Genomic DNA, 23,821 nt, shown 5'->3' with positions numbered 1-23,821 from the left:
GTCTATCATTATACATTCTTTTATTCATTTTGCAAATATTAATTTAAAAATTATGTCATTATACTCTTTATACATTGACTTTATATAAAATGAATACTACTCTTATAAGCAATATTAAAGCTACGAGAAAGGCAATCGTTTGCAATACAGGCTTTATTATTACACTTAAGGGAATACTATGTATAGAGATATTGAAGGGGGATTTTCTATATGTTTAAAGAAGCCATTTATCATAGGCCGAAAGATAATTATGCATACGCTTATGATGAACAAACAATTCACATCCGAGTACGTACTAAGAGAGATGATATTCAAAGCGCCGATCTTATTTACGGTGATCCTTACGAATGGAAAGACGGGAAATGGATATCAGCAAGTACACCCATGAAAAAAACGGGTTCTACTGCATTATTTGATTATTGGTCCATTGCAATCGAACCAAAATTTAAGCGCTTACGTTATGGGTTTGAATTAAAATCTGAAACAGACACTCTTATTTATGCAGAGCGAGGATTCTTTTCTAGCATTCCAAATGATGATGTTGGTAACTTTTTCTGTTTTCCATTTATTCATGCAGATGATGTATTCAAAGCACCATCTTGGATTAAAGACACCATTTGGTATCAGATTTTCCCTGAGCGATTCGCTAATGGCGATAGTACGCTGAATCCAGAAAACACCCTTCCTTGGGGAAGTGCGAATCCAACTCCAACTAATTTTTTCGGCGGAGATTTTTCTGGTGTTATTCAAAACCTTGATTACCTTGTTAAGCTTGGCATTTCCGGAATATATTTCACACCTATTTTCAAAGCTCATTCAAACCATAAATATGACACAATTGAATATATGGAAATTGACCCACAATTTGGGACGAAAGAAACTTTTAAAGAGCTCGTTGAAGAATGTCATAAGCACGGTATAAAAGTAATGCTCGATGCTGTGTTTAATCATAGTGGATACTTTTTCGAGAAATTTCAAGACGTACTAGAGAATGGTGAGAAGTCCGCATATAAAGAGTGGTTCCACATTCATGAATTTCCGATTATAACCGAACCACTTCCAAATTATGATACTTTCGCCTTTACACCGTATATGCCTAAATTAAATACAGCTCATCCAGATGTAAAAGAATACTTACTTGAAGTAGGACGTTATTGGGTACGAGAATTCAATATAGATGGCTGGCGCCTTGATGTCGCCAATGAAGTCGATCACAACTTTTGGAGAGAATTCCGAACTGAAATAAAGACACTAAATCCTGAAGTATATATTTTGGGAGAAATTTGGCACGATGCCCTTCCGTGGCTACAAGGCGATCAATTTGATGCTGTCATGAGCTATCCTGTTACAAATGCTCTACTTTCTTACTTTGCTAACGATTCCATTAAAGCAAGTGAATTCATGAAGCAAATTACAGAATCTCTACATTCCTACTCTATGAATGTAAATGAAGCAGCATTTCATTTATTAGACAGCCATGATACTCCAAGAATTTTAACAACATGCAACGGAGATAAAAATAAGTTGAAATTGCTCTATGTATTCCATCTTTCTTTCATCGGCTCTCCTTGTATTTATTACGGGGATGAAATTGGTATGGATGGCGGCATGGACCCTGATTGCCGTAAATGTATGATTTGGGATACTAAAGAACAAGATCATGCATTATTTACCCATATACAAACATTGATTTTATTACGTAAACAACATAAAGCATTTGGAGGACATGGTACTTTTCAATTCATCGAAGCAAATGATGAACATAATTATATTTCTTATACGAAAACATATGAGGATGAAACTATCTTTTTCGTTTTAAACCCTACTAATAGTGAAGTTACAGTTTCACTCCCTCTTCATGTTACTGGTAAGAAAATAATTAACATTTATACAAACGAAGAATTTTCAGCGGAAGCAAGTGTATTACAAGTTACACTTCCTCCATATGGATTCTCCATATTAAAATGGTAATCCAAAAAAGCCTTATGCCAAGTTCGAAATGGCATAAGGCTTTTTCTTATTTCAATTTGAACACTATCGCTTCATACGGACGTAATGGAATGTTATCTATTGATCCGATTTCTACATCGTAATTGTGTATAAATAACTCTGATTCACTATAACTAATATCCTTAGGCATTTCAAATACACTTTCATCCGCAGTAAAGTTTGCAATGACAAGTAGTTTTTCATCTCCATATGTTCTTACATAAGCAAAAATAGAAGGGTCATTATCTAATATTAAATCATATGATCCATACACAACTATTTCATTATTTTTGCGTAGTTCAATTAATTTCTTATAGTAATAAAAAATTGAACCTTCATCTTGGATTGCTTGTTTCACATTAATCTCTTTATAGTTAGGATTTACAGTAATCCAAGGTTCACCTTTTGTAAATCCAGCGTGATTCTGATCATTCCACTGCATCGGAGTTCTAGCATTATCACGACCCTTTATATAAATAGATTCCATTACTTTTTCTATATCTTCACCATGGTCTATCACTTTTTCTTTATACATATTTAACGTTTCAATATCTCGATATTCATCAATTGATTGGAATCGAACGTTCGTCATTCCAATTTCCTCTCCTTGATAAATATATGGCGTTCCTTTCATCATATGAAGAACTGTCGCTAACATTTTTGCTGATTCAATGCGATACATTCCATCATTACCAAAACGAGATACAACGCGAGGCTGATCATGATTATTCCAATAAAGGCTATTCCATCCGGTATGCTCTAATGCTTTTTGCCACTTTGTTAAATTCTCTTTTAAAGTAAGAAGTGAGCATGGTTTTACATCCCACTTTCCACCTTCTCCTGAATCTAAATCCATATGTTCAAATTGGAATACCATTTGCAACTCTTTTCGTTCTTCTCCAGTATACAATTTCGCTTCTTCTGTCGTTACACCAGGCATTTCACCAACCGTCATAATATCATAATGCGATAATACTTCCTCATTCATTTCATGTAAATATTTATGAATGTTTGGACCGTTCATAAAATGCTTATGACCTGAAACATACCCCTCTTCTTCTGTTTCAACAGCTGGTAATCCCTCTTCTTTAGAAATAAAATTAATAACATCCATACGGAAGCCATCAATTCCTTTTTCTAACCAAAACTTCATCATTTCATAAACATCTTGTCTTACCTTTTCATTATCCCAATTTAAATCTGGCTGTTTTTTAGAAAACAGATGTAAATAATATTCATCCGTCATTTCATCATACTGCCATGCAGATCCACTAAAAGCAGCTCCCCAGTTGTTCGGTTCTTTCCCTTCTTTTCCAGGGCGCCATATATAGTAATCTCTATATTTATTATCTTTTGATTTACGTGATTCAATAAACCAATTATGTTCATCCGAAGTATGATTAACAACTAAGTCCATCATAAGTTTCATATTACGTTCATGCATTTCATATAATAGCTCATCCCAATCTTCCATTGTTCCGAACTCGTTCATAATTTTACAATAATCGCTTATATCATAACCATTATCATCATTTGGAGATTCATAGACTGGTGATAACCAAATCACATCAATCCCTAACTCTTTTAAGTAATCTAGCTTTGAAATAATCCCTTGAAGATCTCCTATACCATCACCATTACTATCCATAAAGCTACGAGGATAAATTTGATATACTACACTTTCTTTCCACCATTGTTTTTCCATTATGCTACCCCATTTCATTCATCATTCATTTTTCTCTTTTTTAAGGCGCAAACGTTTTCATTAATGAATGATAACAGATTCTATCTCAATTTAAAATAGCGCTTACAATTTTTATTGTTCTTTTTCTAAGAAAACATATGAAAACCACTAATAAATCTCCAATAAATGAAAACGTTTTATTTTTTTATTTATTTTTTGAATCTATTCGTTTATAATGAACTCAAAGAAAACGTTTGCATAATTATTTCTAGGGGGAAATACCATGGCAGAACTTAAATTAGAAAACATTTATAAAATATATGATAATAACGTAACAGCTGTAACTGATTTTAATTTACACATTCAAGATAAAGAATTTATTGTATTTGTCGGTCCTTCTGGATGCGGAAAATCTACAACATTACGAATGGTAGCTGGACTTGAAGATATTTCAAAAGGCGAGTTTTCAATTGATGGTAAACTAATGAATGATGTTCCTCCAAAAGATCGAGATATCGCTATGGTATTCCAAAACTACGCTCTTTATCCACATATGAGTGTATATGATAATATGGCATTTGGATTAAAACTTCGAAAAATACCAAAAGATGAAATCGATCGTCGTGTGAAAGATGCAGCAAAAATTTTAGGACTTGAACAATATTTAGATAGAAAACCGAAAGCATTATCAGGTGGACAGCGCCAACGTGTTGCGTTAGGTAGAGCAATCGTTCGAGATGCAAAAGTTTTCTTAATGGATGAACCATTATCAAACTTAGATGCTAAACTCCGTGTTGCAATGCGCTCAGAAATTTCTAAGCTACATCATCGCCTTGGAACAACAACAATTTATGTAACACATGACCAAACAGAAGCAATGACTATGGCTTCGCGTCTTGTCGTTATGAAGGATGGAAAAATCCAACAAATTGGAACTCCAAAAGAAGTATACGAAACGCCAGAAAACATTTTCGTGGGTGGATTTATCGGCTCACCAGCGATGAATTTCTTCCGTGGTAAATTGACTGAAACCGATTTCGTTATAGACAATACTATAAAAATTAAAGTATCTGAAGGAAAAATGAAGATGCTACGTGAACAAGGCTATGTAAATAAGGAAATTGTTTTAGGTATTCGCCCAGAGGACATTCATGATGAACTACTATTTTTAGAAGCTTCGCAATCTACTGCCTTCACAACAAAAATTGAAGTCGCTGAATTATTAGGTGCTGAATCCATTTTATATATGAAACTTGGAAATCAAGATTTTGCAGCACGTGTAGATGCAAGACATACGTTTTCAACTGGTGACCAAATTAAATTAGCATTTGATATGAATAAAGCACATTTCTTTGATAACCAAACTGAACAACGTATTCGCTAAAAAATTTATCTTTACTATACACATACAAAAAAACCGTCCACATATATTGAGGGCGGTTTTTATTATTATACTAGGGCTTCTACTGTATGAAATGATTGTCCTTTTGTGCTAATAATACCGAAAATCGGTAAATCACTAAGCACCACTTCTTCTTGCTGTTTCATAAAAGATGACGTTAATTGTTTTATCTCTATCCAAACGTCATTAATACAAAGTACATTGGAATCGTTCTCTTGTTGGCGAGAAAAAATAGAATCTATTTTATATAAACCTGCATTTTGAAAAAGCATATCAATGCGACTGAATGCATTCAAAGTAATGCTAATAACGCGTTGCCAATCTCCTTGCTTTCCCATATCATAGGATACAAAAAGTGCCTCTCCGCCTAGATTCATAATTTCCTCCACTGTTGCTTGTCCACTCTCTTGATCAATGTCCGTCACAATAACTTTTGCGCCTTGTTTAGCCAACAAAAGAGCTGTATTACGTCCAATACCGATGCCACCGCCAGTTACGATAGCAACTTTTCCTGCAAGCTTCATTTTCATTACCCCTTCTATAAGTCTTACCGTCATTCAGTATACTCCTTTATAAGATTAATCTGCAAGCAAGAAAATTGCTATCTCATTTGTAAACGTTTACTTTTTATCCTTCTTTTTTCTTATTATTACGCTGGTCGAAAACTAAACCGATGAAAATTAAAATCCCCCAAAAGATTACACTACCTCCAGTCATTTTAATCTCCCCCTTATTATATAAAGTGAAATTTTAATCAGCCCCAATATGGCGGAATAAAGATATTATTTTTAATCATTATATCATTTTCTTAATTTTCAATCTATTATGAATAGAATTAACACATTTTAGCTTTTCCTTACTGTAAACATTCCCCATATACTTATAAAATCAAAAAGACCCTTTTATATATAAAAAGGTCTTTTTTTCATTATACAAGGCTTATTACTTTCGTTTTTGTAATTAAATCCTGAAAACCACAATTATCTTTGCGGAACAACATCATATATATATTACATATTAATGGAATTCCTAATAGCAATACGTTCGGTAATAACACTACAAAAAATCTTATAATTAATGTTTGCAACGTTAGCTTTTCACTCTTCAATGAAATTAATTTTATTCTCGTTACCTTTTTTCCAAGTGTAACACCGTTCCAAATAAAGGGTAACACAATAAAATATATCGCCATTAATATAAAAACTACTGCGAAATCATATCTAAAATCACCTAAGCTTATATTAAAGCGCTTAAACATAGCACTATAGTTTCCGGTCATAACAGCTACTACTGCACCATACATAACCGAGATTAAAAACATGTCAATTAGGGAAGCACCTATGCGATTCATTACAAGCGCTGGACGATGCATCTTTAACTTCATTTTATGTCGACTCCTTCATATCCTTCTTTACCCGTCTCATCGTACCACTTCTAAAAAACATTGTAAACTAGCGTTTCTCTTACTTTTCTTGTACAATTTGTTACAATAGCATTATAAAGGAGGTTCCCATATTGAAAAAATGGATAATCCTATTCGTCGCCTTCCTATTAACTGGTTGTGCAGGAAACACAGGTCACTTAACTTATACGGTTAACGATGAATACGAACTCATACGTACTTCTGGAAATGCATTTGAACTTTTCCCCTCGCAAGATGCTGTATATGCCACACAATACATCCCTGCAAAAATTACAGACATTGCTTGGGATGATAAATACATTATTGCAAAACAAACCGAGGAAAAATCAGATCCGAATAACCCTGACGCAGCAATTGCAAATAAAAAAAGTGAACATTATTGGATTATTGACGTAAAGCACAATAAACGTTTCGGTCCCTACAATGAAAAGCAATTTAATGAACAAAAAGATGCGTTTAAAATTAAGGTGCCTTTTCAAAATGTAGATTCATACATAAAAGAAATAAAAAAACAGTCAGCATAATATTTGAATGCTGACTGTTTTGTCTTACATTATTTTAGTGAGATGTTAAACGTTTGTGGCTCTTTTACAACATCTTGTGTTTCTGAATCCCCTGCAAGTAAATCATCAGTTGTAAACTGAATATCCTTTACCTTGTCTTTTCCATCGTCAAGTATTAAACCAATAATACCATCTCTTGTTTCACCAGGCTTATAGTCTTCTCTTGATACATTTTTTGTACCAACTAACGTATCTTCGTCATATAAAAAGTTTTGAGTGGCTACTTTAAAATGTTGCTTACCATTAATCATAACATCATTCATAGAGAAAAATTGCATATTTTTATTTCCGGTATTCTCCACTTTATATGTAATCTCAACGTAACGAATTGTATTACTAATCTCTGTTCCACTTAGCGATGCATATAATTCTGCATCTTCTTGGCTTACTTTATCCCCTAATCTCCGTTTTACTTCTTCAGGGGTTAGTGCCGTGTATACTTTCAATGTTTTTTTTGCCTTTTCACTCATCTGTGATAAAGAAATTACTTTCACATCTTGTACGTGAATTTTCATTGGCGCTACTTCAAATGTTTGATTCACAGAATGCATCTGCTCTAACTTGAAAGTACCCCATCCTGTTTCTTTCACTTTTTGTCCTACTTTTTTCAGCTCACGCCCACCATATTCTTTTGTTTCAGGAATAGATTCTTTCTTCTTTGGTTCAGCTTTCTTTTCTTCTTGATGGAAGCAACCACTTAACATAAGAAGAAAACTACATAAAACAAAAATACTTTTCCATGCTTTCATCATTTCATTTCTCCTAACGCTATCATTCATGAATATAAAATTAGTCCCTGGCTTTGTAAACTATAGAAACAATGACAAGTCCACAAAATGAACTTGTCAGTCCAGATACTATTATACCTCCAATTTGGAAAATATGAAAATAGGGATCTAGGAACGCGTGCACGATAAATATAATAGTTGCTACAACAATTACTGAAACCCAATACTTTCTTTTTTCCGAAGCTAAAATAAAATCTTTACCCATTTCATTTCTATACTTCCATAAAACGTATACTAATAATAGAACACCAATACATGTACTTCCATGTTGCATATATTTATAAACAGAGATACCGTACCATTCTCTTTGTAATAATGGTATTTTCATAACAAAATAGCCTGTCTTATGAGTGAATGCATCCCAAACAACATGCGTTAACATACCGAATAATGCTGAATAACAAAATACAAAAAGATTCTTCCATGTATGAAGCCCCCACCGCTTGTCTACTACATATGTATAATACCCAGCAAACGGTTTAGGTAAATGCGTTATAAAAGGCTTTTTTAAAATGTAATGATATATGTATGCTAACAAGAAGACAAGTGGTAAATTCAAATATAAGAATCCAAGCCACGTATGCCCAATTACACCATACGGTCTAAAGTGTAAAAAATATTCAAAGTCAGGCGCCATACTACCTAATATAAGAGCCGTTACTGAAATATGTTTAGAATGCTTTTTCGCAAAAGGAAGAACTGCTGCTGGATGTGCAAATGTAAACGGCATACTTTAACTCCTTCTCACATTTTCAATAGAATACCATATATCATAACGAGAGAATGGATCTTCATGCAATATTTATTTTCACATTGGAATATGATAGTTTAAATGATATAATCCACATAAAATATTCAGAAAATAAGGAAGGAATTCAGGTGTCATTAACACTTGTATTTGCCGCCTTTTTAGAATCAAAATCCGTTATGAATTGAGGTTTATATATTGATTGACGTACCCTTTTTACAAAATGTTACATTAAAAAAAGAAAATATCCCTAATTTTTCCGGATATCCTTACTGCTTACCTGCTATCCGAACATTACAATCACTAGTTTTTCATCCAAATGTAACATTCATTATTGGAGAAAACGGAACAGGTAAATCAACATTACTTGAAGGAATTGCAATTGCGTTAGGTTTTAATGCAGAAGGTGGAACGAAGAACTTCCGCTTTAGCACAAACGATTCCCATTCATCTTTACATGAATACCTTCGAATTTCAAAAAGTTTCAATACACCAAACGACGGTTTCTTTCTTCGCGCTGAATCATTTTATAACGTTGCTTCTTATATTGATGAAATAGATGCTATAAAATCTTACGGCGGCGTTTCACTACACGAACAATCACACGGCGAATCGTTCTTCTCATTATTTATGAATCGTTTTTCAGGACAAGGTTTATACATTTTAGATGAGCCTGAGGCAGCTTTATCACCAATGAGACAACTTTCCATGCTTATTCGAATGCACGAGCTAGTGGAACAAGGTTCACAATTTGTTATTGCGACGCATTCTCCTATTTTAATGGCCTACCCTGAATCCACTATATATTCTTTAACACAAGAAGGGATTCACGAATCCACATTAGAAGAAACTGAGCATTATCAAACGACGAAACTTTTCTTTGAAAATCGTGATCGATTATTTCATCATCTATTTGAGTCGTAAAAAAAGAAGCAGCAATAGCTGCTTCTTTTTTATAGTGCTTCTATAAATAAGGCAACCCCGATACCGCCACCGACGCATAAAGAGGCAATTCCTTTTTCTAACCCACGTCTTTTTAATTCGTGAATTAAACTTACTGTAATACGAGCCCCTGTACAACCAATTGGATGCCCAAGTCCTACGCCACTACCGTTTACGTTCACTTTTTCACGGTCTAAGCCTAACTCTTTCTCTACAGCTAAATATTGAGCCGCGAAAGCTTCATTAATTTCAAGTAAATCTGCATCTTCCAATGACCAATCTACTTTTTCTAAACCTTTACGAATTGCTGGTGCTGGTCCAATACCCATAATTTTTGGATCTACTCCAGCTACTGAATATCCAACAATTCTAGCTAACGGTTGTAAACCTTTTTCTTTCGCTTTTTCTTCGCTCATTAATACTAGAACTGCACTCCCGTCATTAAGGCCAGATGCATTCCCCGCAGTCACTGATCCATCTTTACGGAATGCCGGCTTCAATCCAGCTAATTTTTCAGCTGTAATATCTGCACGTGGATGTTCATCCTTCGAAAATATAACTTCTTTTCTACGCTCTTTTATTGTAATAGGAACAATTTGATCGTCAAAGTATCCAGACTCGATTGCCTTCAGTGCCAATGTATGACTGCGAAGAGCAACTTCATCTTGTTCCTCTCTTGTAATTTCATATTGTTCAACTAAATTTTCCGCTGTTTCACCCATCATAATATGGTGAATCGGATCTTCTAACACTTCCCACACCGTATCACGAATTTCTCCGTGCTGTAGACGTTGTCCCCAGCGGTGCTGTTTCAATGCATAAGGGCTCGAACTCATCGCTTCTACTCCACCTGCAACAACAACATCACTTACACCTAATTGGATTTGCATTGCAGCTGACATAATTGCTTGCATACCTGAAGAACATTGGCGTTGGATTGTATATCCCGTAACTGTGTCAGGAAATCCTGCCGCTAATGCAGCTGTTCTCGCCGTATTTGCTTCATCAGTTCTTTGAATACAATGACCTAAAATTACTTCATCAACTTCATGTGGTTCTACCCCGCCTCGTTTTACAGCTTCCTGAAGTACAGGAACAGCTAATTCTACTGGCGTTACATTTTTTAGCGCTCCTCCAAAAGTTCCAATTGGCGAACGAACTGCAGCTGTAATAACAACATTATGCATTTTGCACTTGCCCCTCTCTTATGTACCCTAGTAAGTTTTTAGGTGAAATTCCATAAGATGTATATCTATAACTATCATACTATAAACATACTAAAAAATCAAAATATTTGATATAATAAAAATAGAAGGAATTAACCTTCTATTCTGTTAGTGCATATAAAAACTTTTGTAAAATTTTCTCTGTTGTTTCATTCAATTTTGGCAACTTATCTACTGGAAAATATTGAAGTTTCAACCCTTCATGATCGAGCTTTAATTCCCCACTCACATGATGTGCCTGATACAGATGAATGACATTGAAAATTTCATCGCCATTCGGATAACGGAAATATACTTCTTTTCCTGATAGAACACCAAGAAATTGCATTATTTTTGCAGTTAACCCCGTTTCTTCAAATAACTCTCTACGTGCAGTTTCTTCTGTCGTTTCGCCCAGTTCCATCGCCCCACCAGGTACACCCCAATCATATGTATCTGAACGATATTGAAGCAATACTTCTTGATTATCATTTAATATAATGATTGCTGACCCAACGAGAATAAGTGGCCTTGTCCCAACGACTTTGCGTAACTCTTCAATATACCCCAATATGTAAACTCTCCTTTCCTCACCCTCCCTTATCATAACAAAATTTTTCTCCTTTTGTTGATGTAATTTCCAAGAAAAAAAAGGAAGTTTCCGCTTCCTTTTTTCCCATTTCTATTTCTTAAAACTTTCATATTTTACAGCTTCAAAAGCTTCTTCAATTTCATCATTACGATAATGGACGTATGTAAATCGCCCTAATTCTACTAATCTTGCTATTTCTTGTAACGCTTTATGCTGCTCATATGTTTCTTCCAGCTTAATATGTACATAAAACTTCATCAACGGATGTTCATATAAAGGTTCTCCCACCTCTACATATACATCTTCAACCCCTTGCACAACTCTTACATAACTTGCAAATTGATAAAGAGCTTCTCTGTCTGAAACGATTTTTAATGTATACATATATTCTCCCCCTTTTCTTTACTATATCAAAAAGATGATCACACCATGTTATAGAACTATGAAATTTTTTCGACTTGTCATCTATATATTCAATAAAGAAGGCGTTTATCCATACATGACATCTTTTTCCCACATATATTATAGGAAGAACTTTTTTTCATTTGAGGTGTTCCTTATGGATCCATACGTCAATATATGTATTTGTATTACTCCCGGCGCCGATATTTCTGATGACCGCATCGCAAAAGATTTAGCTGTTGCAGAATCAATTTGGCACCCCATTACATTTCAAATTCAAGAAGTAATTGTATTAAATGAACTTTTCCGTTTTTTTGACCGTGAAATCAGTTATAAAAATTCCATTCAAAGTCAAGAAAAGCTGGCATCCTTTTTCCAAACATGTGTAAATGAAGCTCCTGAATGCGACCTTTATATTTGTTATATTGGCAGTGATTATTTCAAAGAAACAGCAGTAATTGCCTGCGCTTATTCTTTAGCAAAACAACAGCAACTTACTGGCTATATCGTTTTAACAAATTCGGCTGCTCCTATGAAAAATATATATACGCTCGCTCACGAAATCGGTCATATTTTATTTACAAGACGTGTTCACGGAAAACTTACTCATGCAGATCCTCATTCTCCAACCGGCTCGGAGCACCACCCTTCTCCAACAAATCTTATGTATCCGATAGTCCCTCGTCCAGAAAACGTTCATATTCATTCCTTATTAACAGCAGAACAAAAAGCGCTCTCTTTACAAAGCTCTTTATTACAAAGAAAAAAACAGTAACCCTCATGTTACTGTTTAAAACAACTTATTCCAATCAACAAAATAAATCCCGGCTGCTAGAAATAAAAATAGACAACTAAATGTAAATGTAATCCCTCTAAAAATCCCTATATAATATTTCTTTGGAAATAATTTTTTGTATATCCAGAGCAGCCGCTTTTTATTGAATTTCTAGTTCATACTTTTTCTTTCTTCAATTTTTAAAGACCATTTCATTAATCCATATATACTTCCATACATAAGTAAGACCTTTGCAATTCCCCAAAATACACTACTTTCTTCTAAGTCTTTAAATAAGAACATAATCGTAAGAGGAACAATTAGTACAAAAACACCCATCCAGCCAAGAACATATACTTCACCAATAAGAAGTAATAAAAAGATAATTGCTGCTAATATATATGTTTGCATTGTCGCCAATTGCAATACAGGTGTCCCATACCATTTATTCATAAACATCAATAACACCAATAATAAAATAGGAACCATTACTATTACATAAATCATCCCAAATTCTACTAATTTACTTTTAAAAGAAGACATTCTAAATGCAACAATCGTTCCAATAATCGTAATGATTAAAACGATAGGATAACCAATTAACTGTACATTTGTTAACGTAAATTGTTGATCTGGACTTCCAAATAAAATATTTGTCAGTAACCAATATCCACCAATACCAATAATCATCCCTAAAATACTTTTTATGCTCCCGCTTTTATCCTTCTCCATCTCTTTCGCTAATTCTTCCGCATACTCTTTTGGTGAGTCACCAAATATGTCACTTACTGTCTTTCCCTTTTTTTCACCTTCTATTAAATGAAGCTCTGCATCTTCTAGAAAAGCGTCCACATCTTCTTCTTTAATCCCTTTTGTTATTAAATATACTTTCGTATCGATTAAAAATTTTTCACTTTCTTTAGAAATCTTCATTATAACACCTCCCTTATTTAACCATTTCTCTTCTATTCGTCTTCATCATAATTTCAACAAAAATTAAAATAAATAAACTTCCATATAAACATATAATTTGAAATAACATTGGTACGAGATCTTCCGATGTAAATGTTTTAAACACTAACATAATTGAAAGTGGAATAATTAAATATAAGTTTTTAAACCATCCATTAAAATACATATTTACCGCTACTGTAATAATAAAAATACCACCAGCCAATAAATAACTTTGCATTTGAGTGAATATAAACATTTTTGTAGGATATATCACATCTAGTACCGTAATAACTCCCATTAAAAACATTGGCGCTATCATTACTAAAAACCACATAGAAAACCACGTTTTTGAAAAACTTGTTACAAAAGTCATTTTGCGAAGTAGAAAATTAGGACCTATAACAACTAAAATAAATGAAAAACTATAACCGATACACTGAATAAGTGAAATCTGTAACATTCCATTATTCACTATTAAGATAGAAGCAATAATCCAAAACGATACGATATTCATTACTGTAAAACCAATTTGCTTCCACGTTTCCTGTCTATCCCTTTCCATCACTTTTACAAGTTCATTTGCATATTCTTTCGGTGAGCTTCCGAAAATATCTTCTACACTCTTCCCCTCACTCTCACCTTCTATTAAATGCAACTCTGCATCTTCTAAAAAGTTTTCAATATCACTTTCTTTTACACTCTTTGCCGTCAAAAATAATCTCATATCTAACAAAAACTTTCGTGCTTCTCTTGATAGCATTATTTTTTTCTCCCCTTCCCTTCAAGTAGACGCTCTACACTACTTTGCATCGCTTCCCAGCGATCCATAAATTCATCAAGTGCTTCCTCGCCTTTTTCTGTTAATGTATAATATTTTCTCTTTGGACCAGATGGAGATTCCTTCATTACGCTTATTATTAGTCCTTCTTTTTGCATTCGTATTAATAACGGATAAATACTTCCCTCACTCGCCATTGTAAAACCATACTTCGCTAGCTTTTCACTCATTTCATAACCGTATATTTCGCCTTCAGAAATAATAGCAAGTAAGCACCCTTCTAAAATCCCTTTCAGCATTTGACTTGTCGACATAATTTAAATCCTCCTACTATCTTGTTTTACAAGATAGATAAGCGTAAGTATCTTGCTTTACAAAATAGTATAGCAAAGACTATTTTGCAAAACAAGATAGCTAATGATATTTTTTTCCAAATGTTTGCAGGAATTTCATTATAGCTTCTCTAAATAGAGCACTATGAAAACTTTATTATGAAGGGATGTTTTTCATCATGGTTACAAATCGAGTTGTCTTTTTAACAGGTGCTGCAAGTGGTATTGGTTATGAAATGGGAAAGGCTTTTGCAAAAGAAGGTGCAAAAGTTGTGATTACCGATCGACTTGAAGAACGTGCAAAAGAAGCTGCTGAACAATTACAAAATGAAGGTTTTCAAGCTATCGGTTTAAAATGTGACGTTACATCTGAAGAGGAAATTACAGCAGCAATTTCTCAAACAGTTGATCATTTCGGTTCATTACATATATTAATTAACAACGCAGGAATGCAACACGTTTCCCCCATTGAAGACTTTCCAACTGAAAAGTTCGAGCTACTAATTCAAATTATGCAAATTGCTCCGTTTATCGCAATTAAGCATGCCTTTCCGATTATGAAACAACAAAAATATGGTCGTATTATTAATGTCGCTTCTATTAACGGCCTTGTCGGATTTGCTGGAAAAGCTGCCTACAATAGTGCAAAACATGGCGTAATTGGATTAACAAAAGTTGCTGCTTTAGAAGGTGCTACGAATGGTATTACTGTTAATGCCCTTTGCCCTGGTTATGTCGATACCCCTCTTGTACGTAATCAACTACAAGACTTAGCTACTACACGAAATGTACCACTTGAAAATGTTTTAGAAGATGTTATTTATCCACTCGTCCCACAAAAGCGCTTATTACAAGTACAAGAAATCGCTGATTATGCGATGTTTTTAGCGAGTGAAAAAGCTAAAGGTATAACGGGACAAGCTGTTGTTATAGATGGTGGTTATACCGCTCAATAAAAATAAAGTTTGCTCAAGAAGAGCAAACTTTATTTTTATTCCCGAGGATCTTCGTACTTTAGTAATTGCCGCGGGAGCTTCTCAATTGCAACAATTACCCCCTCTAGTTTACTTTCAATACGGTGGAGTAAATATAATGTTACAACAATCGGAAACCCTACATTACCTATCATCTTGATCCACTCTTCCACCCTCTTCCCCTCCTTTCATTATATAAGTAAGAGAAAACACTGCATTTAGGCATAAAAAAACAAGCTATTAAATTTCAGCTTGTCTTTCAAATAATGTCAGAATTTCTTTTTTATAATCTCCACGTAAAATCCCTTTCTCAGTAATAATTCCTGTAATTAATTCATTCGGCGTTATGTCAAATGCTGGATTATAAACATCCGTTCCAATTGGTGCTACTTGTTTTCCAAAGATTTTTGTAACTTCTGTTTCATCTCTTTCTTCAATAATAATTTCGGCTCCAGTTTCTTTCGTAACATCAAATGTTGACAGTGGAGCAGCAACGTAAAATGGGATATTAAAGTGCTTTGCTAAAATAGCTAAATTCATTGTCCCTATTTTATTGGCTGTATCTCCATTTGCGACAATTCGATCCGCTCCCACAATAATCGCGTTTATTTCTTTCGTTTGAATAGCATGAGCTGCAGTATTATCTGTAATAAGGGTCACATCAATATTTGCTTGCTTCAATTCCCACGTCGTTAAGCGACCACCTTGTAAAACTGGCCTCGTTTCACACGCATATGCATGTAAACGCATACCTTCCTCTTTTCCAATATAAAAGGGAGCTAATGCAGTTCCATATCTGGCAGTTGCAATACTTCCAGCGTTGCAGATTGTTAAAATATTATCGCCATCTTTAAAACATGTTAACGCATATTCCCCAATATTTCGGCACACCTCTTCATCTTCCTGCTGAATGCGAAGCGCTTCTTCTTCTAATATTTTTTGTGCTTCTTTTATTGTAGTAATCTCTCGAATAGATTCTCTCATACGATCAATTGCCCAAAATAAATTTACTGCCGTTGGGCGTGATGTCCCTAAATAGTTACAGTCTCTATTAAACTTCTTTTGAAATTCTTCGATATGTAAAGTATTATATTTTTTCGCTGCAAGCGCCAAACCAAATGCAGCTACAATTCCAATTGCAGGCGCTCCGCGTACTTCTAACATTATGATACTTTTCCAAACCTCTTCAATAGTCGTTAATGTTTTGTATTCTGTGCTATGTGGCAATTTCGTTTGATTTAATACCGCAATTGCATCACCTTTCCAACTTACAGATCTCGGAACAGTAACGATTGTACTCATACTTTTACACCCCTTGAAACTGTCTGTTGAAATAATGTTCGAAACAGTTGAATATCAGCACTTTTAGATTCATATTTTATTAGTTCTTTTCCTAAGGATAGCGCTTGTTTCTTAGCTTGAATTCTTGTTTCTTTATTTTCTATTTCATCTAAATCTGCTACATGAGCTAAACCAATTGTTCTACGAATTAGTTCACATCCGGCAAATCCAACAGCATCAGTAAAGATATTTTGCAAAATAATTGGTAACCATTGTTTTTCTTTCGTATATGCTTCTACACCTTCCCCAATCCATAACTTTGTAAAAGTCTCTACAAAATAACTCCACGTCTTTTCTATATGAAAAAATAGTACTCTTCTCTTTTCTTCTTCTCTAGATAAAGCATTTAATAATAGATTTGCAATAAATTGACCTATGTCAAATCCAAATGGGCCATATGTCGCAAATTCTGGATCAATCACTTTCGTTTCAGAAGGTGACGAAAAAATACTACCAGTATGTAAATCACCATGAATAAGAGTTTCTTTTCTTGTTAAGAACTTATATTTATATTGTGCTACTTTTAGTTTTAAAGTTTTATCACTCCAAAGTTCATCAACCACGAGCTGTAAATCTGGCTCATAATCATTTGTATCATAATGTCCAAATGGATCTGTAAACACTAAATCCTCTGTAATTTTACAAAGGTCCGGATTTACAAAGGCACCTTCTAGTACCCTCTTCTCTTCTGACTGTAAACCAAAATCTGAAGTGTAAAATAAAACATGTGCTAGAAAACGACCAATATGCTGGGATAAAAGCGGATATTCTTCTCCGTCTATTAATCCTTTTCTTGTAATTGTTAGTCTTGATAAGTCTTCTATTACCGTTATCGCTAACTCTTCATCATGACTGTACACTACTGGAACATAATCCGGTACATACTGCGCAAAAATTTGCAGTGCCTTGCTTTCAATCGTTGCTCTTTTTATAGACAATGGCCAGCTTTCACCAACTACTTTAGCATAAGGCAGTGCTTGTTTTATTATAATGGATTTCTCTCCATCATCTAATTTGAACACGTAATTTAAGTTTCCATCTCCAATTTCATGACAAATGACATTTGCCTTCTCTTCAAAATAGCCATGATCTTTCGCATATTGTACAGCTGTTATTTCTGTTAATGAATAATATCCCATCGTCTTCTCCCCCTTTTTAAATTCAGAGGTTTTTCTAACATAGAAAAACCTCTTTCCACTAAGAAAGAGGTTTGAAGTTTATCTTCTCCCCTCTTATCTGCCAGAAAGTTTTACTTTCTGCTGGAATTAGCACCGTGCCTTTTGGCGTAATAAACGCCCCATTTCACAATGGTATTACGGTCGGTTGCTGGGCTTCATCGGGCCAAATCCCTCCACCTGCTCTTGATAAGAGTTGTATAATTTTTTGAATTTTTAACTTTATGTTGAAGACTATACCAAGAATAAAAATCACTTGTCAACATTTTATTTGTATAATTCTGGACGGCGATCCGCAAAAACTGGAATTCCTTTACGTACTTCTTTAATTTTCTCGAATACAAGCTCTCCAAATAAAATTGATTCCTCTTCATTCGCCTCTACTACAACTTCACCCCAAGGATCTACAATTAAAGAATGACCTGCAAACACATTATTTGAATCCTTTCCTGCTCTATTACACGCAACAACATAACATTGATTTTCAACTGCTCTTGCTTGCAATAGCAAACGCCAATGTGCTAAACGAACTAATGGCCATTCAGCTACAACAAATAATAATTTTGCCCCTTTAGCAGTATGGACACGCATCCACTCTGGAAAACGAATGTCATAACAAATTGTTCCAGCGCATTCAACATCATCTAGCTTAAATTCGCCCGTACCATTACCAGCTATTAAATATTTATGTTCATCCATAAGCTGAAATAAATGTACTTTACTATATTCGTTGACTAGCTGTCCTTCATTATTTACAACATACATCGTATTTGTAACGCCTTGATCCGTTTGCTTCGCTATGGACCCACCAACAATATGTACATCATATTGCTTCGCCCATTCTATTAACTTTTCTTTCGTTTCTACTCCATCCCTATCTGCAATTTCAGAAAGTCTCGTTAAATCATATCCTGTTGTCCATAGTTCTGGTAAGACGATAACATCTGGCCTTTCCTTCATAGCTTCGCTTATTTTATTTTTAGCATTCTCAATATTTTTTTCTACATCTCCAAAAACAATATCCATTTGAATACATGCGACTTTCATTTTTTCAGCCCCATTCTTATTTTTCTCTTTACAAAATACTGGAAAGATTATATCATTTGTCACTAGAATTGTAACAACTTTCAAAAGAGGTGGAAAGTATGAAATTATTTCAACCTTCTGAGATAGTAACATCATTGCCAACACAATTTTTCGCTTCACTTGTTGCAAAAGTTAACAAAGTCGTTGCAGCTGGTCACGATGTTATTAATCTAGGTCAAGGTAATCCAGATCAACCAACACCGCAGCATATCGTAAAAGCTTTACAAGATGCTGCCGAAAAGACCATTCATCATAAATATCCGCCATTTCGCGGACATGAAAGCTTAAAGGAAGCCGTGGCTACATTCTATAAACGTGAATACGGCGTCGAATTAAACCCAAAAACTGAAGTTGCTATTTTGTTTGGCGGGAAGGCTGGACTAGTAGAATTACCGATTTGTTTTACAAATCCTGGTGATACGATTCTCGTTCCGGATCCAGGTTATCCAGATTATTTATCCGGGGTTGCTTTAGCAAAAGCACACTTTGAAACAATGCCGCTTATTGCAGAAAATAACTTTTTACCAGATTATACGAACATTGATGACTCTATTGCAGAGCGTGCAAAATTAATGTTTTTAAACTATCCAAATAATCCTACCGGTGCTACTGCATCAAAAGATTTTTTTGATGAAACCATTCACTTTGCTAATAAACATAATATATTAGTTGTTCACGATTTTGCTTATGGCGCTATCGGATTTGATGGTCAAAAACCTGTTAGTTTCTTGCAAGCAGATGGTGCGAAAGATATAGGAATTGAAATTTACACATTATCAAAAACTTTCAATATGGCTGGCTGGCGCATCGCTTTTGCTGTAGGGAATGAAAGTGTGATTGAAACAATTAACCTATTACAAGATCATATGTATGTTAGTATATTCGGTGCAGTTCAAGATGCTGCTCGAGAAGCGCTATTAAGTTCACAGTCTTGTGTAATAGACCTTGTAAATAGTTACGAATCTCGAAGAAACGCTCTTATTTCAGCCTGTCACTCAATTGGTTGGAATGTAGACATTCCAACAGGATCATTCTTTGCATGGCTTCCCGTTCCAAAAGGGTATACCTCTGAGCAATTTTCTGATATTTTACTAGAAAAAGCACATGTCGCAGTTGCTCCTGGTGTTGGATTTGGTGAGCATGGGGAAGGGTATGTCCGTGTTGGTCTCTTGCATACAGAAGATAGATTACGAGAAGCCATTAATCGAATTGGTAAATTAAATTTTTTCAAAAAGTAATTGACAACACGAAAAATATCTGACAAAATTCAGTTATCTTAAAATTTTAAACATTTCTAAATACTTCTTATCAAGAGCAGGTGGAGGGACGAGCCCGACGAAACCCGGCAACCGATCTACAATTGTAGACACGGTGCTAATTCTCGCAGCATTACGCTGACAGATAAGGAGCTGGTTGTAAAAAAACCTCTCCTTAGCTGAGAGGTTTTTTTATTTAACTAGGAGGTTATAACAATGAGCGGAATTATAGCGACGTATTTAATCCATGATGATTCACATAACTTAGAAAAAAAAGCTGAGCAAATTGCACTCGGTTTAACAATTGGCTCTTGGACTCATTTGCCACACTTATTGCAAGAACAATTAAAGCAGCATAAAGGCAACGTCATTCATGTTGAGGAATTAGCTGAACATGAACATACCAATTCGTATTTACGTAAAAAAGTAAAACGCGGAATTATTAAAATCGAATATCCGCTATTAAACTTCAGTCCAGATTTACCAGCGATTTTAACGACTACATTTGGAAAGCTATCACTTGATGGCGAAGTAAAACTAATTGACTTAACTTTTTCAGACGAGTTAAAAAAACATTTTCCTGGTCCAAAATTCGGGATAGATGGTATTCGAAATCTTTTACAAGTGCATGATCGTCCCCTTTTAATGAGTATTTTTAAAGGAATGATTGGACGAAACATTGGGTATTTAAAAACGCAATTACGCGATCAAGCAATTGGTGGTGTAGATATAGTAAAAGATGATGAAATATTATTTGAAAATGCATTAACACCACTTACGAAACGCATTGTATCTGGAAAAGAAGTTTTACAATCTGTCTACGAAACATACGGTCATAAAACGTTATATGCCGTAAATTTAACAGGACGAACTTTTGATTTAAAAGAAAATGCTAAACGTGCAGTGCAAGCTGGAGCTGATATTCTATTATTCAACGTATTTGCTTACGGACTAGATGTACTACAATCACTTGCAGAAGATGATGAAATCCCAGTTCCTATTATGGCACATCCTGCTGTAAGTGGTGCTTATTCAGCATCCAAGTTATATGGAGTTTCATCTCCATTATTACTTGGAAAGCTACTACGTTATGCTGGGGCTGACTTTTCATTATTCCCATCTCCATACGGAAGTGTTGCGCTAGAAAAAGAGGAGGCTCTTACTATCTCAAAATATTTAACTGAAGACGATGCATTTTTCAAGAAGAGCTTTTCTGTTCCGTCTGCTGGTATTCATCCTGGTTTCGTTCCCTTTATTGTACGAGATTTCGGTAAAGATGTTGTTATTAATGCTGGCGGCGGGATACACGGACATCCAAATGGAGCGCAAGGCGGCGGTAAAGCTTTCCGTACTGCAATTGATGCTACTTTGCAAAATAAACCACTCCATGAAGTAGACGACATAAATTTGCATAGTGCACTACAAATATGGGGAAATCCCTCTTATGAGGTGAAATTATGAGTATTCAAGTATTTTGTGATTTCGATGGCACGATTACAAATAATGATAACATTATGTCCATTATGGAAAAATTCGCACCACCAGAAGCCGAAGAAGTAAAGAATAAAATTTTATCACAAGAACTATCCATTCAAGAAGGTGTTTCTCAATTATTTCAATTCATACCTACTAATCTGCACGATGATATTATTCAATTTTTAATAGAAACTGCTGAAATCCGTAGTGGTTTTCATGAGTTTATACAATTCGTAAAGGAAAATAACATTTCTTTTTACGTGATATCAGGTGGAATGGATTTCTTCGTCTATCCACTCTTACAAGGAATCATTCCAAAAGAGCAAATTTATTGTAATGAAACAGACTTTTCAGCAGAGTTTATTACAGTTAAATGGCCTCATTCTTGTGATGATCATTGTCAAAATCATTGCGGATTATGTAAATCATCATTAATCCGTAAATTAAGTGATACAAATGACTTTCATATTGTAATTGGAGATTCAATTACTGATTTACAAGCTGCGAAACAAGCAGATAAAGTATTTGCTCGTGACTTCCTTATTACAAAGTGTGCAGAGAATTATATTGCTTATACACCGTTTGAAACATTCCATGATATTCAAAATGAATTAAAACATTTGTTGGAGGTGAAATCATGAAACAACTTTTTCGTCAATGGTATGACTTAAGCGAGATAAAAAAAGAATTAACAACTCGAAATTGGTTCCCAGCAACAAGTGGTAATATTTCTATAAAAGTTAGTCATGAGCCACTTACTTTTCTCATTACAGCAAGCGGTAAAGATAAAACAAAAACCACTCCAGATGATTTTCTATTAGTAGATCATGTAGGAGTTCCTGTTTTAGAGACTGAATTACGCCCTTCAGCAGAAACAATATTGCATACACATATTTATAACAATACGAATGCCGGGTGCGTACTTCATGTTCATACAACTGATAATAATGTCATCACAAATTTATATAGTGATGCAGTTACCCTTCAAAATCAAGAAATTATTAAAGCTCTCGATATTTGGGAAGAAGGTGCAACAATTCACATTCCTATTATCGAAAACCATGCCCATATCCCAACGCTTGGAGAAAACTTTCGAAAGCATATACAAGGTGATTCGGGAGCGGTATTAATCCGTAACCACGGTATTACCGTATGGGGCCGAGATAGCTTTGATGCAAAGAAGAGATTAGAAGCTTATGAGTTTTTATTCCAATTTCATATAAAACTACTATCAATTCAAGGAGGCGTTTCTAATGGCGCAAATTCGTATTCATGAAGTAAATACTCGTATTGAAAATGAAGTGGAAGTATCTAAATTTCTACAAGAGGAAGGCGTTTTATATGAGAAATGGAATATTTCTAAACTTCCTACTCATTTAAATGAAAATTATTCTTTAACAGATGAAAACAAAGCTGAAATATTAGCTGTTTTTTCAAAAGAAATCGCTGATGTTTCAGCACGTCGAGGTTATAAAGCACATGATGTAATTTCACTTTCAAATAGCACACCTAACCTTGACGAATTATTAATTAATTTCCAAAAAGAACATCATCATATAGACGACGAAGTCCGCTTTATCGTCAGTGGTCATGGCATTTTCGCTATTGAAGGCAAAGATGGGAAATTCTTTGATGTTGAACTTGAGCCAGGCGATCTAATATCTGTTCCAGAAAATGCAAGACATTATTTTACCTTGCAAGATGATCGTCAAGTTGTAGCTATTCGTATTTTTGTGACAACTGAAGGCTGGGTTCCAATCTATTAAGGTAGTTAGTTGAATAAAAGGACTTGGATCCCCTTTTCCAAACTTTTATTCACTCTACATATATACATCCTCCTATGGAACAGGCTTATTTCACTTTTGAAATAAGCCTGATTTTTTATTTACTCAAAAGTACCATTTCATCACAAATTTAACGCCTTGATTTTTCAAGT

General features: G+C 34.6%; 27 protein-coding genes, 1 pseudogene and 2 riboswitches. Of the genes and pseudogenes, 11 read left to right on the top strand and 17 right to left on the bottom strand.

The features are described 5' to 3' along the window. The first annotated feature begins 210 nt into the window (after positions 1-210). Positions 211-1,971: an alpha-glycosidase gene (locus tag HMPREF1014_RS04380; protein ID WP_000471777.1), complete on the top strand. Its 1,761-nt coding sequence runs from the start codon at positions 211-213 to the stop codon at positions 1,969-1,971. 46 nt (positions 1,972-2,017) lie between these two features. Here the strand turns inward: HMPREF1014_RS04380 and malL are convergent, their stop codons facing one another. After that, positions 2,018-3,694: an oligo-1,6-glucosidase gene (gene malL / locus HMPREF1014_RS04375; protein WP_000415182.1), complete on the bottom strand. Its 1,677-nt coding sequence runs from the start codon at positions 3,692-3,694 to the stop codon at positions 2,018-2,020. 262 nt (positions 3,695-3,956) lie between these two features. Between malL and HMPREF1014_RS04370 the strand changes: the two genes are divergently transcribed. Continuing rightward, complete coding sequence (locus tag HMPREF1014_RS04370) at positions 3,957-5,057, top strand: ABC transporter ATP-binding protein (RefSeq protein ID WP_000818932.1); 1,101 nt, start codon at positions 3,957-3,959, stop codon at positions 5,055-5,057. Positions 5,058-5,122: 65 nt separating this feature from the next. Here HMPREF1014_RS04370 and HMPREF1014_RS04365 read toward each other — a convergent pair whose 3' ends face one another. The 3 genes from HMPREF1014_RS04365 to HMPREF1014_RS04355 all read right to left on the bottom strand — a co-directional run bounded on the left by HMPREF1014_RS04365 (position 5,123) and on the right by HMPREF1014_RS04355 (position 6,459). Next, on the bottom strand, positions 5,123-5,632 hold the full coding sequence (locus tag HMPREF1014_RS04365) for an SDR family NAD(P)-dependent oxidoreductase (protein ID WP_000218410.1): 510 nt from the start codon (positions 5,630-5,632) through the stop codon (positions 5,123-5,125). Between the two features lie 70 nt (positions 5,633-5,702). Further along, a complete protein-coding gene (locus HMPREF1014_RS04360) occupies positions 5,703-5,792 on the bottom strand; it encodes a hypothetical protein (RefSeq protein WP_000145650.1) in 90 nt (29 codons plus the stop codon). 211 nt (positions 5,793-6,003) lie between these two features. Further along, the gene (locus HMPREF1014_RS04355) at positions 6,004-6,459 is read right to left on the bottom strand and encodes an RDD family protein (protein ID WP_000769095.1); all 456 of its coding nucleotides are present in this window, start codon (positions 6,457-6,459) and stop codon (positions 6,004-6,006) included. Between the two features lie 131 nt (positions 6,460-6,590). On the opposite strand from HMPREF1014_RS04355, the gene HMPREF1014_RS04350 reads away from it, so the two are divergent. Beyond that, the gene (locus HMPREF1014_RS04350) at positions 6,591-7,022 is read left to right on the top strand and encodes a DUF3997 domain-containing protein (protein ID WP_000758785.1); all 432 of its coding nucleotides are present in this window, start codon (positions 6,591-6,593) and stop codon (positions 7,020-7,022) included. 29 nt (positions 7,023-7,051) lie between these two features. Here HMPREF1014_RS04350 and HMPREF1014_RS04345 read toward each other — a convergent pair whose 3' ends face one another. After that, positions 7,052-7,813, bottom strand: a complete 762-nt coding sequence (locus HMPREF1014_RS04345) for a hypothetical protein (protein ID WP_000973895.1) — start codon at positions 7,811-7,813, stop codon at positions 7,052-7,054. Between the two features lie 37 nt (positions 7,814-7,850). After that, complete coding sequence (locus tag HMPREF1014_RS04340) at positions 7,851-8,579, bottom strand: DUF4184 family protein (RefSeq protein ID WP_001116864.1); 729 nt, start codon at positions 8,577-8,579, stop codon at positions 7,851-7,853. Positions 8,580-8,795: 216 nt separating this feature from the next. Here HMPREF1014_RS04340 and HMPREF1014_RS04335 point away from each other — a divergent pair, with 216 nt between their 5' ends. Beyond that, positions 8,796-9,521 (top strand): AAA family ATPase, encoded by a 726-nt coding sequence (locus tag HMPREF1014_RS04335; protein WP_000567992.1) that lies wholly within the window; start codon positions 8,796-8,798, stop codon positions 9,519-9,521. 29 nt (positions 9,522-9,550) lie between these two features. Here HMPREF1014_RS04335 and HMPREF1014_RS04330 read toward each other — a convergent pair whose 3' ends face one another. The 3 genes from HMPREF1014_RS04330 to HMPREF1014_RS04320 form a co-directional block, all read right to left on the bottom strand. Then, positions 9,551-10,726: an acetyl-CoA C-acetyltransferase gene (locus HMPREF1014_RS04330; RefSeq protein WP_000552076.1), complete on the bottom strand. Its 1,176-nt coding sequence runs from the start codon at positions 10,724-10,726 to the stop codon at positions 9,551-9,553. A gap of 139 nt (positions 10,727-10,865) precedes the next feature. Then, positions 10,866-11,315: an NUDIX hydrolase gene (locus HMPREF1014_RS04325; protein ID WP_000540529.1), complete on the bottom strand. Its 450-nt coding sequence runs from the start codon at positions 11,313-11,315 to the stop codon at positions 10,866-10,868. A gap of 111 nt (positions 11,316-11,426) precedes the next feature. Next, on the bottom strand, positions 11,427-11,720 hold the full coding sequence (locus HMPREF1014_RS04320) for a DUF3928 family protein (RefSeq protein WP_000288327.1): 294 nt from the start codon (positions 11,718-11,720) through the stop codon (positions 11,427-11,429). Positions 11,721-11,895: 175 nt separating this feature from the next. Here HMPREF1014_RS04320 and HMPREF1014_RS04315 point away from each other — a divergent pair, with 175 nt between their 5' ends. Then, positions 11,896-12,513: an ImmA/IrrE family metallo-endopeptidase gene (locus HMPREF1014_RS04315; RefSeq protein WP_000371607.1), complete on the top strand. Its 618-nt coding sequence runs from the start codon at positions 11,896-11,898 to the stop codon at positions 12,511-12,513. Between the two features lie 15 nt (positions 12,514-12,528). On the opposite strand, the pseudogene HMPREF1014_RS04310 reads toward HMPREF1014_RS04315, so the two are convergent. The 4 genes and pseudogenes from HMPREF1014_RS04310 to HMPREF1014_RS04295 all read right to left on the bottom strand — a co-directional run. Continuing rightward, positions 12,529-12,672, bottom strand: a pseudogene (locus HMPREF1014_RS04310) (DNA-binding protein); the annotation flags it as partial. A 12-nt stretch (positions 12,673-12,684) separates the two neighbouring features. Then, entirely contained in the window at positions 12,685-13,446 is a 762-nt protein-coding gene (locus HMPREF1014_RS04305; protein ID WP_000703271.1) for a DUF1129 domain-containing protein, read from the bottom strand. 13 nt (positions 13,447-13,459) lie between these two features. Then, a complete protein-coding gene (locus tag HMPREF1014_RS04300) occupies positions 13,460-14,227 on the bottom strand; it encodes a DUF1129 domain-containing protein (RefSeq protein WP_000952332.1) in 768 nt (255 codons plus the stop codon). Then, positions 14,227-14,559, bottom strand: coding sequence for a PadR family transcriptional regulator (locus tag HMPREF1014_RS04295; protein ID WP_000107971.1), 333 nt, complete (start codon positions 14,557-14,559; stop codon positions 14,227-14,229). Before HMPREF1014_RS04295 ends, HMPREF1014_RS04300 begins: the two co-directional genes overlap by 1 nt. 197 nt (positions 14,560-14,756) lie before the next feature. On the opposite strand from HMPREF1014_RS04295, the gene HMPREF1014_RS04290 reads away from it, so the two are divergent. Next, positions 14,757-15,533, top strand: coding sequence for a 3-hydroxybutyrate dehydrogenase (locus HMPREF1014_RS04290; RefSeq protein ID WP_000258430.1), 777 nt, complete (start codon positions 14,757-14,759; stop codon positions 15,531-15,533). Positions 15,534-15,568: 35 nt separating this feature from the next. Here the strand turns inward: HMPREF1014_RS04290 and HMPREF1014_RS04285 are convergent, their stop codons facing one another. The 4 genes from HMPREF1014_RS04285 to HMPREF1014_RS04270 form a co-directional block, all read right to left on the bottom strand. After that, the gene (locus tag HMPREF1014_RS04285; RefSeq protein WP_000393337.1) at positions 15,569-15,724 is read right to left on the bottom strand and encodes a YvrJ family protein; all 156 of its coding nucleotides are present in this window, start codon (positions 15,722-15,724) and stop codon (positions 15,569-15,571) included. 67 nt (positions 15,725-15,791) lie between these two features. Next, entirely contained in the window at positions 15,792-16,853 is a 1,062-nt protein-coding gene (gene mtnA, locus HMPREF1014_RS04280) for an S-methyl-5-thioribose-1-phosphate isomerase (protein ID WP_000104600.1), read from the bottom strand. Next, positions 16,850-18,031 carry an S-methyl-5-thioribose kinase gene (mtnK, locus tag HMPREF1014_RS04275; protein WP_000542683.1) on the bottom strand — a complete coding sequence of 394 codons (1,182 nt, stop codon included), beginning with the start codon at positions 18,029-18,031 and terminating at the stop codon, positions 16,850-16,852. The genes mtnA and mtnK overlap by 4 nt, the downstream gene beginning before the upstream one ends. 90 nt (positions 18,032-18,121) lie before the next feature. Next, a riboswitch (SAM riboswitch) is annotated at positions 18,122-18,263 on the bottom strand. 71 nt (positions 18,264-18,334) lie between these two features. Further along, positions 18,335-19,198, bottom strand: coding sequence for a carbon-nitrogen family hydrolase (locus tag HMPREF1014_RS04270; protein ID WP_002098106.1), 864 nt, complete (start codon positions 19,196-19,198; stop codon positions 18,335-18,337). A gap of 14 nt (positions 19,199-19,212) precedes the next feature. Here HMPREF1014_RS04270 and HMPREF1014_RS04265 point away from each other — a divergent pair, with 14 nt between their 5' ends. The 5 genes from HMPREF1014_RS04265 to HMPREF1014_RS04245 all read left to right on the top strand — a co-directional run bounded on the left by HMPREF1014_RS04265 (position 19,213) and on the right by HMPREF1014_RS04245 (position 23,651). Further along, a complete protein-coding gene (locus HMPREF1014_RS04265) occupies positions 19,213-20,391 on the top strand; it encodes a pyridoxal phosphate-dependent aminotransferase (RefSeq protein WP_000765516.1) in 1,179 nt (392 codons plus the stop codon). 64 nt (positions 20,392-20,455) lie between these two features. Then, positions 20,456-20,561: riboswitch (SAM riboswitch) on the top strand. Positions 20,562-20,625: 64 nt separating this feature from the next. Beyond that, positions 20,626-21,870, top strand: a complete 1,245-nt coding sequence (gene mtnW / locus HMPREF1014_RS04260) for a 2,3-diketo-5-methylthiopentyl-1-phosphate enolase (protein ID WP_000014183.1) — start codon at positions 20,626-20,628, stop codon at positions 21,868-21,870. Beyond that, positions 21,867-22,526, top strand: coding sequence for a 2-hydroxy-3-keto-5-methylthiopentenyl-1-phosphate phosphatase (locus HMPREF1014_RS04255; RefSeq protein ID WP_000027456.1), 660 nt, complete (start codon positions 21,867-21,869; stop codon positions 22,524-22,526). Before mtnW ends, HMPREF1014_RS04255 begins: the two co-directional genes overlap by 4 nt. Beyond that, entirely contained in the window at positions 22,523-23,161 is a 639-nt protein-coding gene (locus tag HMPREF1014_RS04250; RefSeq protein ID WP_000811341.1) for a methylthioribulose 1-phosphate dehydratase, read from the top strand. The genes HMPREF1014_RS04255 and HMPREF1014_RS04250 overlap by 4 nt, the downstream gene beginning before the upstream one ends. Beyond that, the gene (locus HMPREF1014_RS04245; RefSeq protein ID WP_000057315.1) at positions 23,139-23,651 is read left to right on the top strand and encodes a 1,2-dihydroxy-3-keto-5-methylthiopentene dioxygenase; all 513 of its coding nucleotides are present in this window, start codon (positions 23,139-23,141) and stop codon (positions 23,649-23,651) included. Before HMPREF1014_RS04250 ends, HMPREF1014_RS04245 begins: the two co-directional genes overlap by 23 nt. Positions 23,652-23,821: the final 170 nt, after the last annotated feature.

Source organism: Bacillus sp. 7_6_55CFAA_CT2 (assembly GCF_000238655.1).
In the GTDB taxonomy this organism is placed as follows: Bacteria; Bacillota; Bacilli; order Bacillales; family Bacillaceae_G; genus Bacillus_A; species Bacillus_A cereus.
Note: the sequence above shows the minus strand (reverse complement) of the source record. Positions and strands in the feature narration are given on the sequence as shown.